The organism is Streptomyces sp. CA-250714 (assembly GCF_050936705.1).
Classification (GTDB): Bacteria; Actinomycetota; Actinomycetes; order Streptomycetales; family Streptomycetaceae; genus Streptomyces.
This window is the reverse complement of record NZ_JBNJMI010000001.1, coordinates 2,559,617-2,572,809: the sequence shown is the minus strand read 5'-3', so window position 1 is coordinate 2,572,809 and position 13,193 is coordinate 2,559,617. Positions and strand designations below refer to the sequence as shown.

Here is a 13,193-nt window from a genome sequence, read left to right as displayed (position 1 = left end):
AGGGAGATCTGCCGGGCTCCCTCAGTCGTCGCTCTCGGCCCGCTCGGTCTCGTGGTGGAGGACCTTGCCGGAGGTCCCGTCGAGGACGAGCTCGTGCTCCTGGCCCTTCTTGTCGACCGTGTTGGCCTCCCACTGGCCCTTGTCCCGGCCGTCGTCCTCCAGGCTGACGGAGGTGACGGCGCCCTTGGTCTCCTCGGCGGCCTTCTTGCCGACGGCGTCGGCGTCCAGCTTGGCGCCGCGGACGACGGAGTGGTTGTCGTTCTTGTGCGCGTCGACCCGGTTGTGGACGACGTTGCCCTTGGTGGCGTCGATCCGCACGTCGTGCCACTTGTTGTCCTTGCCGAGGACGTCGGCCTCCCAGACGAGCTTGTTGTTGTCGGTGTCCATCTCCAGTTCGCTGATGTTGCCGGGCACCTCCTTCAGCACGGACTGGGCCGCACGGCTGAAGGAGACATCCGCGGCGCCGGTGTCCTCGGCCTTGTCGGCGCGGCCACCGTCCCGGTCGTCGTCCTTGCCGTCGTCGATGTCCCCGTGGTCGTCGTCGCGGTCGTCGTGCTCAACCGTGCGAACGTTCGAGTGCGACGCGGCGGTCGGCTTGCCCTCGCTGTCGTGCCCGGCGACCCCGAACGCGGTCGCCGTACCCCCTCCGACCAGGGCGGCTGCGGCGACGGTGGCGATGATGACCTTGCGCTTCATGACGTTCGACTCCTCGGGTCGTTCGCTGCTCTCGCTTTCGATGACTCCACGGTGGCCGACCATTGCTGAACGTAAGCTGAAGCTACCTGAAGCCCTCTTCAGCCGCGATTTGGCAGGGTGGCTGTGTGCGCCTATTGATCGTGGAGGACGAGCAGCGACTGGCCCGGTCGCTCGCCAGAGGGCTGATGGCCGAGGGCTTCGCCGTGGACGTCGTACACGACGGCGCGGAGGGACTGCATCGGGCGGTCGAGAACGAATACGACCTGATCATTCTCGACATCATGCTTCCCGGGATGAACGGATACCGCGTCTGCGGCGCGCTGCGCGCCGCGGGCGACGAGACACCCGTACTGATGCTGACCGCCAAGGACGGCGAGTACGACGAGGCCGAGGGCCTGGACACCGGTGCCGACGACTACCTCACCAAACCGTTCTCGTACGTCGTGCTGCTGGCCCGCGTCCGGGCGCTGCTGCGCCGTCGTACGCGCGGTGCCAAGACGGTGCTGCGGGTCGGCGAGCTGACCGTCGACCCCGCCGCGCAGCGCGTCACGGTGGGTGAGCGGGAAGTGGAGCTGACGGCCAAGGAGTTCGCCGTCCTGGAGTATCTGGCCACCCGCGCGGGGGAGGTCGTCGCCAAGACGGAGATCCTCGAACACGTCTGGGACTTCGCCTACGAGGGCGACGTGAACATCGTCGAGGTCTATGTGAGCGCCCTGCGGCGGAAGCTGGGGTCCGGCTGGATCGGCACGGTGCGCGGGGCCGGGTACCGGCTCGGCGACGGCGCCCAGGGAGCGGGCCGTGCGTAGGGCGTCGGTACGGGTACGTGCCGCGGTGGGTGCCACCCTCGTGGTGGCGCTCGCGCTCGTCGCCGCAGGCTTCTTCGTGGTGGCCACGCTGCGCGGCGGTCTCGCCGACACGGCGCGGCTCAACGCGGAGAACGCGGCGCGCGGGACGGCGGCTCAGCTGGCCGACGTGCCCGACAACGAGGTCGGGCAGCTGGACGGGCTCGACGGCGACGAGCCGGCGCAGGTCGTGGACGCGAACGGTAAGGTGCTCGGCGCGAGCGACCCGCTGGAGGGACGTCGCCCGATGGCCGACTTCGCGCGCGCCGACCGGCCCGACGACGCGGAGAAAGCGGACGCCGAGGACGCCGAAGCCGACGACGCGGACGACGGTGACAGCGGCGGCCGGGGCGAGGTCGACGAGGACAGCGAGAACAAGATCCTCACCTTCCCGGTGGACGACGACGGCGAGGTCACCTACGACAAGGAAGACATCGCCGACACCCAGGAGTTCGACGTCGCCGCCGTCCAGGGCCGCACCCGGGACGGCACCCCCGTCACGGTCTACTCCGGTGCCTCCCTCGGCGCCCAGCAGGAGGCCGTCTCCACGGTGACCCGCTCCATGCTGTTCGGGCTCCCGGTGCTGCTGGTGGTCGTCGCGGGGGTGACCTGGCTGGTCACCCGGCGTGCCCTGCGGCCCGTGGAGGGCATCCGGCAGGAGATGAGCGCGATCACCGCCAGCACCGACCTCTCCCGCCGGGTCCCCGAGCCGGACGCCCGTGACGAGGTGGCCCGGCTGGCCCGTACGACCAACGAGACGCTCGCCGCGCTGGAGGCGTCCGTGGAACGGCAGCGGCGGTTCGTCGCCGACGCCTCACACGAACTGCGCAGCCCCATCGCCTCGCTGCGCACCCAACTGGAGGTCGCCGCGGCCCACCCCGAACTCCTCGATCTGGACGAGGCGGTGGAGGACACCGTACGGCTCCAGACGCTGGCCGCCGATCTGCTGCTGCTGGCCCGGCTCGACGCGGGGGAGCGGCCCGCCGAGGGGCGGGTGGCCCTGGACGCGCTGGTGCGGGAGCACGTGGCGCAGCGGGTGGGGGACCCGCATCCGGTGCGGGTGGGCACGCTCGACGGCGGAGAAGTGCGGGGATCGGCGGGACAGTTGTCGCGGGTGCTGGCGAATCTGCTGAACAACGCCCAGCGGCACGCCGCCTCGGAGGTCTCGGTGACCGTCCGGCGGGAGGGCGACCGGCTCGCTCTCGCCGTCTCCGACGACGGGGAGGGGGTGCCCGAGGCGGAGCGGGAGCGGATCTTCGAGCGGTTCGTCCGGCTGGACGCCGCGCGCTCCCGGGACGAGGGCGGGGCCGGACTGGGCCTGGCCATCGCCCGCGATGTCGCGGAGCGGCACGGTGGCACCCTCCGGGTGGAGGGCCCCTCGCAGGGAGGGGCCACCTTCGTGCTGCGGCTGCCGCTCGCCGACGGTCAGTGAGCCTCTAGACGCGGCCCCTCTCGGTGCGGAGCTTCTCCGCGATGGGCCTGAGGATGCGCTCCAGGTGGGCGAGGTCCGAGGGTGCGATGCCGTCGATGAAGTGCCGCCGCACAGAAGCGACATGGTGCGGCGCCACGGTACGCATCGTGTCCCAGCCGTGCTCCGTCAGCACGGCGAACAGTCCCCGTTTGTCCGACTCGCAGGACTCGCGCCGTACCAGACCCGACTTCTCCATCCGGGTGATCTGGTGGGACAGCCGGCTCTTGGACTGGAGGGTGGCCGAGGCCAGGTCGGTCATCCGCATGCGGTGGTCCGGCGACTCCGAGAGATTGACGAGTATCTCGTAGTCGTTGAGGGTCAGCCCGAAGGGTTGCAGGTCGCGCTCCAGTTGGTAGCTGAGCAGCCTGCCGACGTCCAGATGGGTGCGCCATGCGCGCTGCTCGTCCTCGGTGAGCCAACGGGTGCCGTCGTCGGTGTCCATACCGTGAGACTCTACCGAGGTTCGCACATGCGTGCTTACGCCGCGTGGCGTCAAGATGTCGCAGCGTTGTCAGCCGGGCACGGACACGGGCCGTGACGGGGACGCCCCGCGCCGACTGCGGGCCTCGGAGACCGACTCACCGGCGTCAGAGACCGAAGCGGCGTTGCAGGCTGCCGAGCTGGCCCGGCAGCTGCGGAGCCCGCTGGCCGCCGTGGTCGCCCTGGCCGCCGCCCGGCACCCCCGCCTGCTGCGGCACGGCGCCCGTGTCGTGCTCCGCCATCAGCAGCTCGGACGACTGGATCAGTACGGTGCCCGCGCCGACGAACTCGAATTGGTGCTCCTCGCCGGAGCTGCCCCCGAGCCCCGTCATGGCGCGCAGGCCGCCCAGGACGCCCTTGAGGTACTGGTGGTCGTAGTGGTGACAGGGCGAGGGACAGTCCGCCCAGCCGACCAGCGCCTGCGGGTCGACCCGCACCGGCGGCTCCACGAAGTGGACCTCCCCGTTCGAGGCGGCCACGAAGGAGCCCGTGCCGATCAGGGTGAGGAAGCCGGGAATGATCGACTGCTTCAGCGAGAGCGAGGGTTCGAAGGCCAGCAGATTGCCGGACCGTACGGTCAGGTTGCCGTCCTGCAGGTCATAGGAGTTGATGTTGAAGGCGCGGTCGGCCAGCAGCAGCTTGCCCCGCCCCTGGGCGACGACCCAGTCGGAGGCGTGCAGCGGCGAGTGGAAGCTGCTCGCGACGAGCCGGTCCAGCGGGCCGTGGCCGATACCGTGGAAGTCGATCTGCCCGTAGTAGGCGATCATCTTCCCCTTCTGCAGGAACCACTGGCCGTCCAGGTCGACGGAGAAGGCGTACGGATTGACGTTGTCGTTCGCGGGCAGGGTCGTCGCGTCGTACACGCGGTAGCCCTGCAAAGCGTCCCCCTGCGGCTGGGACATCACAGCTTCTCCTCACTGGCCTGTACGAACACCGCTCCGCTGCCGGACAGTTCCAGCTGGAACGCCTCGCCCGAGCCCCGGCCCACCATGTCGCGCCAGCCGAGAGCCGAGGACAGCTTGTTCTGTACGTCGCCGAAGTGCGCGACATACGCCTGGGGGTCGACGTGGACGGGGCGGCCCGGAGTGATGGGGAGTTGGACGATGCCGCCGTGCGCCATCACGGCCACCGAGCCCTGGCCGGTCAGCGTGGTGGTGAACAGGCCCTGCCCTGAGACCTGGCCGCGCACCATGCCCATCACCCCGCCGTCCCTGCCGAGGAAGAGGGTGCCCTGCTGGAGGCTGCCGTCGAAGGCGAGCAGCCGGTCGGCCTCCACGCACAGCGTGTCCCCGTCCAGGTCGACCACCTGGATGTGGTGGCCGCCGTGGCCGAACATCACGGTGCCGTCGCCCTCCACGGTCATCAGCGGAGCGGCCTCGCCCGCCACGCGGCGGCCGATCATCGACATCACCCCGCCCTGGCCGCCCCGGGTGTTGGGGGTGAAGGTCACCTCGCCCTTGTACCCGACCATCGCGCCGCGCTGGCTGAACATCCGCTGCCCCGGCACCACCCGGGCCTCGACGAGCTTGCCGGACAGTTCCCGGAACGGCATCAGACGTCCCCTCCCAGCGTGTTGCGCTCGCTCGGCTGTACGTACACCAGGCCCTCGCCCTCGAAGCGGACCTGGAACGCCTCGCCGGAGCCCTCGCCCAGCAGAGTGCGGAAGTTCACCCCGGACTGGAAGCTCTGCCGCAGATCGCCCTGGTGCGCGACATAGGCGCCCGGGTCGACCTGGAGCGGCGTCTGCGGTGTGACCCGCAGCAGCACAGCGGGGCCGTCCGACATCAGCGCCGCCTGGCCCGTGCCCTCAACGGACGTGGTGAACAGGCCGTTGCCCTGGGAGGCGCCGCGCAGTCCGGTGAAGCTGGTACCGGTGCGCAGGCCACTGTCCGTGCACAGCAGATTGCTCGCCTCGACGTGCAGCTTCTCGCCGTTCAGCCGCACCAGGCTGATGTCGCTGGCCCGGTCCGCGAAGTAGCAGGTGCCCTGCCCCTTCACTTCCATCAGCGTCATCTGCTCACCGGTGAGCCGGCGCGTCACCATGCCGCGCACGCCCTCGCCGCCGCCGCTCAACTTCTTGAACGCCATCTCGCCGTCGTAGGCGACCATCGAGCCGTTCTTCGCCTTGACGGCGTCGCTGCCACCGCCGAGCGTGACGGCCAGCACTTTGCTGCCTTCGAGTCGGAACTGAGCCACGCGTCGAACCTACCCTGAGGGCCGAGATCGATTGCAGGGCTGCCACAATGGCCGGAGCTTGTGCGTTCCTTCACAAGACTGTGCGTCCCTTCACGAACGACGACCGCCGTTCGACCACACACGATCTGAGGACCTGCCGTGGCCATACTGGAAACGCCTAGCGGCCTGCCGCCCAAGTCGGTCTCAGCGCTGCGCCGTCTGCGACTCACCTCGGTGCCCGAGGGAGTCTCCTTCCTCGTCCTGCTGGTCTGCTCCGTGCTCAAGCGGACCACGGACTTCAACGCCGTGCCGGTCATGGGCGCCGTGCACGGCATCCTCTTCATCCTTTATGTGCTGTTCTGGGCGGATGCCTGGAACCGGATCAAGTGGCCGTTCGGCCGGGCCGCGCTCTACTTCATCCTCTCCGTGCTGCCCACCGGCGGCTTCTTCGCGGACAGGATGCTGCGCAAGGAAGAGGAGGCCGGCGTCATCGCGGCGCGGGCCCGCAAGGAGCAGACCGGCACGGTGAGCAGCGGCGGAAGCGCGGTCAAGCCGTGATCGTCGCCTTCTCGGTCACCCCGCTCGGCGTCGGCGAAGACGTGGGGGAGTACGTCGCCGACGCCGTGCGCGTGGTCCGCGAGTCGGGTCTGCCGCACCGCACCGACGCCATGTTCACCTCGCTGGAGGGCGAGTGGGACGCATGCATGGACGTCGTACGGCGGGCCGTCGCGGCCGTCGAGGCGCGGGCGCCGCGCGTCTCCCTCGTCCTCAAGGCCGACATCCGGCCCGGGGTGACGGACGGTCTCACGTCGAAGGTCGCCACGGTCGACCGGTACCTCGGCGAGGGCTGACCACGCGCCACCCGCCCCGCGCGGACCACCCGGCGCCGCTCCACAGCCGCCGACGGCCTCAGCCGTCGGCGAAACCCCGCCCCGCACGCGCCCGGTGGTCCAGCCTCGCCTCATGCCATCACCGGACGAAGAGCTGGACACAACACCCAGCGATGCGCTGAGCAGGACGCCGGGCAAGGAGCCGGGCACAGCAGCGGACAGCGAACCGTCGGGCCCCGGAACGGCGGGCCCCGGGCCAGGGGACAGTGAACCGACCGGCCGCCAACCGACCGGCCGCGAACCGGCGGACAGCGAACCGACCGACAGCCAACCGGCGGGCCCCGGACCGACGGGCGGCGCCGCGCAGCGGGCGACGTACGCCTCGCTCTTCCACGTGCGCGAATTCCGTGCCGTGTTCGCCGCGCATGTGCTCTCCCTGCTGGGCACGGTCGTGGCGGGGCTCGCGCTGCCGGTGCTGATCTACGCGGAGACCTCCTCACCCCTCCTGAGCGCCCTGACCTTCGCGCTCGGCTTCCTCCCGAACGCGGTGGGCGGGGCGGCGCTGGCCCCGGTGGCGGACCGGTTCGCCGCCCGCCGGGTGCTGGTGGCCTGCGATGTGTTCAGCGCGGCCTGTGTCGCGGCGATGCTGCTGCCGCACGCGCATGTGGCGCTGCTGCTCGCCCTGCGCGCGGCGACGGCCTTCGTGCAGCCCCTCTTCGCCGGGGTACGGGCCGCCGGCCTCGGCGCGATCCTGCCGGGAGAGGAAGCTTTCGTGCTCGGCCGGTCACTGCTGCGCATCGTCGCGCAGAGCGCGCAGATCGCCGGCAACGCGGCCGCCGGGCTGCTGCTGATCCTCGTCTCGCCGCGCACCGCGCTGCTGCTCACCGTCGCCGGATTCCTCGGCTCGGCGCTGATCCTCCAGATGGGCACCCGGCTGCGCCTGGCCCTGGCGCACGCCGCCGTACGGGCCCGGGGCGGTACCCGGCGGCTGCTGGCCGATCCGCGGGTGCGCGCGCTGCTCCTGCTGTGCTGGTTGCCGCCGCTGTTCGTCGTCGTCCCCGAGGGGCTGGCCGCGCCGTACGCCGACTCGCTGGGGGCCGGTCCGCTCGGTGCCGGGCTGCTGCTGGCCGCGGCGCCCGTGGGCGGCGTCGTGGGCGAGCTGGCCGTCGGCACGCTGCTGCCGCCGGCGGCCCGCGAGCGCCTGGTGCTGCCGCTCGCCTCGACGCTGCTGCTCCCGCTGCTCGTCTTCGTGCTGCGCCCCGGGCTGCCCCTGGCGCTGGCCGCGCTGTGTCTGTCCGGCATGGGCATCGGCTACACCCTGGGCCTGGACCGCTGGTTCTTCGACGCGGCCCCCGAGGAGCTGCGCGGCCGGGCCATGACGCTGATGACGGCGGGCCTGATGAGCTCCCAGGGCCTCGGCATGGCGCTGGGCGGCGCCGTGGCCGAGTTCGTACCCGCGCATACGGCCGTGGCGCTGACGGGGGCCGTGGGCACGGTGTGCGTGGTGTGGAACGCCCGGAGGGTGGGACGGCTTCAATCGGCACCTGACCGGCCGGTAGGGTCTTAGCGTGCCCAAGCCGCTCAGTCTGTCGTTCGACCCGATCGCCCGTGCCGATGAGCACTGGAAGCAGCGATGGGGCTCGGTGCCGTCCATGGCCGCGATCACCTCGATCATGCGCGCCCATCAGATCCTGCTGTCCGAGGTCGACGCGGTGGTCAAGCCGTACGGGCTGACGTTCGCGCGGTACGAGGCGCTGGTGCTGCTCACCTTCTCGCAGAAGGGCGAGCTTCCGATGTCGAAGATCGGCGAGCGGCTGATGGTGCACCCCACCTCCGTGACCAACACCGTCGACCGGCTCCAGACGGCGGGCTTCGTGGAGAAGCGGCCCAACCCCAACGACGGCCGCGGCACCCTGGCGGCGATCACCGACAAGGGCCGCGAGGTGTGCGACGCGGCCACCGAGGACCTGATGGCCATGGACTTCGGGCTCGGCGCCTACGACACCGAGCAGCTCGACGAGATCTTCGCCCTGCTGCGCCCGCTGCGGGTGGCCGCCGGAGACTTCCCCGAGGGGCCCGGGAGCTGACCGCCGTGCCGCTGGTACGGCGGTCCTGCGGTGCCAGGGTGGTGGAGGAGCGCAGCAGCGCGACGGTTACGCTCGTTTGCATGAAACGAAGCGTGTTGACCCGCTACCGCGTCATGGCGTATGTCACTGCCGTGCTCCTCGTCCTGCTGACGCTCGGCATGATCGGCAAGTATCTGCTGAGCATGGACGGCGCCGAGGGCTTCACCAGCGTGGTCGGTATCGCGCACGGCTGGCTCTACATCCTGTACCTGATCTTCGCCTTCGATCTCGGCCAGAAGGCGAAGTGGCCGCTCGGCAAGCAGATCTGGGTGCTGCTGGCGGGCACCGTTCCCACGGCCGCCTTCTTCGTGGAGCGCAAGGTAACCCGCGAGGTCGCGCCGCTGGTCAAGGACGAGACGGCGGCCCCGGTCGGCGCCTGATCCCGAGCCGTCCCGGCGCTCACGGGAGCTTTTCCGCCCGCCCGGCCCGAGCGTCGTGGGCCACATCGGGCTTTCGGTCATCGACTTTTACTTGGACGTCCTAGTAAATTCGATGGCATGGATGCTGACGCCATCGCACAAGGCCGCCGCCGCTGGCAGGAGCGCTACGACTCCGCGCGCAAGCGGGACGCGGACTTCACCACGCTCAGCGGCGACCCCGTGGAGCCGGTTTACGGGCCGCGGGAAGGCGACACCGTAACGGGGTTCGAGCGCATCGGGTGGCCGGGGGAGTTCCCCTTCACCCGCGGGCTCTATCCCACCGGCTACCGGGGCAGGACCTGGACCATCCGCCAGTTCGCCGGGTTCGGCAACGCCGAGCAGACGAACGAGCGGTACAAGATGATCCTGGAGGCGGGCGGCGGCGGGCTGTCCGTGGCCTTCGACATGCCGACGCTGATGGGGCGTGACTCGGACGACCCGCGCTCGCTGGGCGAGGTCGGCCACTGCGGCGTCGCCATCGACTCCGCCGCCGACATGGAGATGCTCTTCCGGGACATCCCGCTCGGCGAGGTCACCACCTCCATGACGATCTCCGGCCCGGCCGTACCCATCTTCTGTATGTATCTGGTCGCCGCCGAGCGGCAGGGCGTGGACCCGGCCGTCCTCAACGGCACCCTCCAGACGGACATCTTCAAGGAGTACATCGCGCAGAAGGAGTGGCTCTTCCAGCCCGAGCCCCATCTGCGACTCATCGGCGACCTGATGGAGCACTGCGCGCACGGCATCCCCGCGTACAAGCCGCTGTCCGTCTCCGGCTACCACATCCGCGAAGCCGGGGCGACCGCCGCACAGGAGCTGGCCTACACGCTGGCCGACGGCTTCGGCTACGTCGAACTGGGGCTCAGCCGCGGCCTGGACGTCAACACCTTCGCACCCGGGCTGTCGTTCTTCTTCGACGCACACCTGGACTTCTTCGAAGAGATCGCCAAGTTCCGTGCGGCACGCCGGATCTGGGCCCGCTGGATGCGGGACGAGTACGGCGCCACCAGCGAGAAGGCGCAGTGGCTGCGCTTCCACACGCAGACCGCGGGTGTCTCGCTCACCGCCCAGCAGCCGTACAACAACGTCGTCCGTACCGCCATAGAGGCGCTGTCCGCGGTGCTCGGCGGCACCAACTCGCTGCACACCAACGCGCTGGACGAGACGCTGGCGCTCCCCAGCGAGCAGGCCGCCGAGATCGCGCTGCGTACCCAGCAGGTGCTGATGGAGGAGACCGGTGTCACCAACGTCGCCGACCCGCTGGGCGGTTCCTGGTACGTGGAGGCGCTGACCGACCGCATCGAGGCGGACGCGGAGAAGATCTTCGAGCAGATAAAGGAACGCGGTCGGCGGGCCGTGCCCGACGGGCAGCACCCGATCGGCCCGATCACCTCCGGCATTCTGCGCGGCATCGAGGACGGCTGGTTCACCGGCGAGATCGCCGAGTCGGCCTTCCGGTATCAGCAGGCGCTGGAGAAGAACGACAAGAAGGTCGTCGGCGTCAACTGCCACACCGGATCGGTCACCGGCGACCTGGAGATCCTGCGGGTCAGCCACGAGGTGGAGCGCGAGCAGGTGCGGGCCCTCGCGGACCGGCGCACCGCGCGGGACGACGCCGCTGTGCGGGGCGCGCTCAACACGCTGGTCGAGGCCGCGCGTGGGGAGGGCAACATGATCGAGCCCATGCTGGAGGCCGTCCGGGCCGAGGCGACGCTGGGGGAGATCTGCGGGGTCCTGAGGGACGAGTGGGGCACCTACACCGAGCCCCCGGTGTTCTGATCCGGCGCGGTGAGGGCCGGGTCTTCCGCCCTCACCGCGCGGGCCGCGGCCTGCCTCTCGCGTACGGCGCCCGGGAACTCGTCCGGAAAGCGGACCGGTTGTTCACCGGATGAGGAGCTGCGGCAGGTCGACTCACCCGCTGGGAAAGCGCAGCCGGAAGAGGGCCCCGCCGCCCTCGGGGCATTCGGCCGTCAGGCGGGCACCGTGGGCCTTGGCGATCTGCTGGGCCATCGCCAGCCCGAGCCCGGAGCCGGGCAGGGCGCGGGCGGCCTCCGCGCGGTAGAAGCGGTCGAAGACGTACGGCAGGTCCTCCGGCGCCAGCCCAGGGCCGTGGTCCCGCACGGTGATCTCCGTACCGCCGCCGGCCGCGTACAGCGCCACCTCCACCCCCGCGTCGCTGAACTTCGCCGCGTTGTCCAGCAGATTGGACAGCAGCCGCGACAGCCGCGCGGGCACGCCGGGCACCGCGGCGCGCTCGGCCCCGGGCGCGATGTCGAGGCGGAAGTCCGTGTCCGGCCAGTGGTCCCGGGCCGCCGCCACCGCGTGCCGCACCAGTGCCGCCAACTCCACCTGTTCCACCAGCGGCTGCGGCTCCTCATCGCGGGCGAGTTCGACCAGGTCGTTCACCAGGGCCGTCACCTCGCGCAGCTGGCGGCCCAGCGCGGCGGCGGCGCGGTCCCGCTGTGCGGGGGTCAGCCGGTCGGCGCGGGCGAGGAGTTCCGTGTTGGTACGCAGCGCGGTCAGCGGAGTGCGCAGCTCGTGCGAGGCGTCCGCGACCAGCCGGCGCTGGGCGGCGACGGACTGTTCCAGCGCGTCCAGCATGGTGTTGAAACTGTCCGCCAGCCGGGTCAGTTCGTCCTCCCGGGCCCGGCGTCCGCGGCCGGTGCCGTGCGGCGGCGGCAGCTCGATGCGGTGGCCGGTGTCGCGGGTGCGGGCGATGTGCTCGGCCGTCCCGGTCAGCCGTGCCACCGGTGCCAGGCCGGTCCTGGACACCCAGAAGCCCAGCCCCGCCGCCAGCAGTACGCCTGCGCCGCCGACACCGGCCAGCAGCAGCGCGGCCCGGCGTACGCCGTCCTCCACGGTGTCGGACCGGAGCGCCACCTGGAGGGCGCGGCCGTCCCGCAGCGGGGTGGTCAGCATCCGCGCCGGGTAGCCGTGCACGGTCACCTCGCTGTAGTACGCGCCGCGTTCGCCGGCCGCCACCTGGCGGGTGGCGTCGTTCACCGGCAGCGGATAGCGGGAGCCGCCGGCCGGGTCTGCGGCGGGGCGCGCCGGCACGATCTGGGCGCAGGCCGGCGCGGCGAGATAGCGGCAGTCGGCGGCGAGTACCTGAGGGCTGCGGTCGTCCCGGGTCTCCCGCACGGAGCGGTTGGCGGACTGGGTGAGGTTCAACTCCAGCTGGTGCAGCAGCTCGTAGCGGATGACGACGAACGCCGCCGCGCACACCCCCACGGCGACCAGTGCGACGGCTCCGGTCGCGGCCAGCGCCAGCCGGGTACGCAACGGACGCCGCCGTCTCCAGCGGCCTGTGGGCGGGGCGCCGGTCACGGGCGGTCCAGCCGGTAGCCGACACCGTGCACGGTGTGCAGCATCCGCGGTTCGCCGCCCGCCTCCAGCTTGCGGCGCAGATAGCCGATGTAGACGGCCAGCGAGTTGGAGTCCGGGCCGAAGTCGCGGCCCCACACCTCTTCCAGCAGCACCTGCCGGGGCACGGTACGGCCGGGGTGCCGCATCAGCAGCTGGAGCAGCGCGCACTCGGTCCCGGTGAACTCCATGGTCCTGCCGCCGCGGCTGCCGGTACGGGTGGCCGGGTCCAGTTCCAGTTCGCCGAGCACGAGCCCGTCGTCGTCGGTCGGCTCGGGGGTCACCCGGCGCAGCAGCGCGCGTACCCGTGCGATGAGCTCGTCCAGGGCGAACGGCTTGACGAGGTAGTCGTCTGCGCCCGCGTCCAGCCCGTCCACCCGGTCGCTCACCGCGTCCAGCGCCGTCAGGACCAGGACGGGCGTACGGTCGCCCAGCGCCCGCAGCCGGCGGCAGACGGCGAGGCCGTCGAGGGCGGGCATCATCACGTCGAGCACGATGACGTCCGGGTCCCACCGCGCCACCTCGGTGAGCGCCGCGAGGCCGTCCGCCGCCGTGCCGACGTCGTGGCCCTCGATGCCGAGTGCGTCCGCGACCGCGGCCCTGACCTCCGGGTCGTCGTCGACGACCAGCACCCTCGCCGCGCCGCCCGCCCCGGAGGACTCGCGCCTCACCGCCCTGCCGGCCATGTCATCACCATGGGAACAGGCTCCCAGAACCACCTCTCACAACCCTCTTAGAACATGTCCCGGCGCCCGGATCCGGCTCGCCGGAACCGTCCGGTGGCGGGGTGA

The 13,193-nt window shown here is 71.3% G+C and carries 15 protein-coding genes; 8 read left to right on the top strand and 7 right to left on the bottom strand.

Annotated features, from left to right (window positions below; all coding sequences use genetic code 11):
* Positions 1–21: 21 nt before the first annotated feature.
* The gene (locus tag ACQEU8_RS11185) at positions 22–696 is read right to left on the bottom strand and encodes a PepSY domain-containing protein (RefSeq protein ID WP_433099416.1); all 675 of its coding nucleotides are present in this window, start codon (positions 694–696) and stop codon (positions 22–24) included.
* A gap of 125 nt (positions 697–821) precedes the next feature.
* Between ACQEU8_RS11185 and ACQEU8_RS11180 the strand changes: the two genes are divergently transcribed.
* On the top strand, positions 822–1,502 hold the full coding sequence (locus ACQEU8_RS11180) for a response regulator transcription factor (RefSeq protein ID WP_433099414.1): 681 nt from the start codon (positions 822–824) through the stop codon (positions 1,500–1,502).
* Positions 1,495–2,970: a sensor histidine kinase gene (locus ACQEU8_RS11175; RefSeq protein WP_433099412.1), complete on the top strand. Its 1,476-nt coding sequence runs from the start codon at positions 1,495–1,497 to the stop codon at positions 2,968–2,970. The genes ACQEU8_RS11180 and ACQEU8_RS11175 overlap by 8 nt, the downstream gene beginning before the upstream one ends.
* A gap of 4 nt (positions 2,971–2,974) precedes the next feature.
* On the opposite strand, the gene ACQEU8_RS11170 is transcribed toward ACQEU8_RS11175, so the two are convergent.
* The 4 genes from ACQEU8_RS11170 to ACQEU8_RS11155 form a co-directional block, all read right to left on the bottom strand.
* Positions 2,975–3,451 carry a MarR family winged helix-turn-helix transcriptional regulator gene (locus tag ACQEU8_RS11170; protein WP_433099410.1) on the bottom strand — a complete coding sequence of 159 codons (477 nt, stop codon included), beginning with the start codon at positions 3,449–3,451 and terminating at the stop codon, positions 2,975–2,977.
* Between the two features lie 145 nt (positions 3,452–3,596).
* On the bottom strand, positions 3,597–4,391 hold the full coding sequence (locus ACQEU8_RS11165; RefSeq protein ID WP_433099408.1) for an AIM24 family protein: 795 nt from the start codon (positions 4,389–4,391) through the stop codon (positions 3,597–3,599).
* Complete coding sequence (locus ACQEU8_RS11160; protein ID WP_433099406.1) at positions 4,391–5,041, bottom strand: AIM24 family protein; 651 nt, start codon at positions 5,039–5,041, stop codon at positions 4,391–4,393. Before ACQEU8_RS11160 ends, ACQEU8_RS11165 begins: the two co-directional genes overlap by 1 nt.
* A complete protein-coding gene (locus ACQEU8_RS11155; protein ID WP_433099404.1) occupies positions 5,041–5,685 on the bottom strand; it encodes an AIM24 family protein in 645 nt (214 codons plus the stop codon). Before ACQEU8_RS11155 ends, ACQEU8_RS11160 begins: the two co-directional genes overlap by 1 nt.
* A 138-nt stretch (positions 5,686–5,823) precedes the next feature.
* On the opposite strand from ACQEU8_RS11155, the gene ACQEU8_RS11150 reads away from it, so the two are divergent.
* The 6 genes from ACQEU8_RS11150 to ACQEU8_RS11125 all read left to right on the top strand — a co-directional run bounded on the left by ACQEU8_RS11150 (position 5,824) and on the right by ACQEU8_RS11125 (position 10,818).
* A complete protein-coding gene (locus tag ACQEU8_RS11150; RefSeq protein ID WP_433099402.1) occupies positions 5,824–6,222 on the top strand; it encodes a DUF3817 domain-containing protein in 399 nt (132 codons plus the stop codon).
* Positions 6,219–6,515 carry an MTH1187 family thiamine-binding protein gene (locus ACQEU8_RS11145; protein WP_433099400.1) on the top strand — a complete coding sequence of 99 codons (297 nt, stop codon included), beginning with the start codon at positions 6,219–6,221 and terminating at the stop codon, positions 6,513–6,515. The genes ACQEU8_RS11150 and ACQEU8_RS11145 overlap by 4 nt, the downstream gene beginning before the upstream one ends.
* A gap of 112 nt (positions 6,516–6,627) precedes the next feature.
* Positions 6,628–8,061, top strand: coding sequence for an MFS transporter (locus ACQEU8_RS11140; RefSeq protein ID WP_433099398.1), 1,434 nt, complete (start codon positions 6,628–6,630; stop codon positions 8,059–8,061).
* Between the two features lies 1 nt (position 8,062).
* The gene (locus ACQEU8_RS11135) at positions 8,063–8,581 is read left to right on the top strand and encodes a MarR family winged helix-turn-helix transcriptional regulator (protein WP_433099396.1); all 519 of its coding nucleotides are present in this window, start codon (positions 8,063–8,065) and stop codon (positions 8,579–8,581) included.
* A gap of 80 nt (positions 8,582–8,661) precedes the next feature.
* Complete coding sequence (locus tag ACQEU8_RS11130; RefSeq protein WP_433099394.1) at positions 8,662–9,000, top strand: DUF3817 domain-containing protein; 339 nt, start codon at positions 8,662–8,664, stop codon at positions 8,998–9,000.
* 117 nt (positions 9,001–9,117) lie between these two features.
* Positions 9,118–10,818 carry an acyl-CoA mutase large subunit family protein gene (locus tag ACQEU8_RS11125; protein WP_433099392.1) on the top strand — a complete coding sequence of 567 codons (1,701 nt, stop codon included), beginning with the start codon at positions 9,118–9,120 and terminating at the stop codon, positions 10,816–10,818.
* Between the two features lie 132 nt (positions 10,819–10,950).
* On the opposite strand, the gene ACQEU8_RS11120 is transcribed toward ACQEU8_RS11125, so the two are convergent.
* Together ACQEU8_RS11120 and ACQEU8_RS11115 are read right to left on the bottom strand one after the other, a co-directional pair.
* The gene (locus ACQEU8_RS11120; RefSeq protein WP_433099390.1) at positions 10,951–12,366 is read right to left on the bottom strand and encodes a HAMP domain-containing sensor histidine kinase; all 1,416 of its coding nucleotides are present in this window, start codon (positions 12,364–12,366) and stop codon (positions 10,951–10,953) included.
* The gene (locus ACQEU8_RS11115; protein WP_433099388.1) at positions 12,363–13,088 is read right to left on the bottom strand and encodes a response regulator transcription factor; all 726 of its coding nucleotides are present in this window, start codon (positions 13,086–13,088) and stop codon (positions 12,363–12,365) included. The genes ACQEU8_RS11120 and ACQEU8_RS11115 overlap by 4 nt, the downstream gene beginning before the upstream one ends.
* Positions 13,089–13,193: the final 105 nt, after the last annotated feature.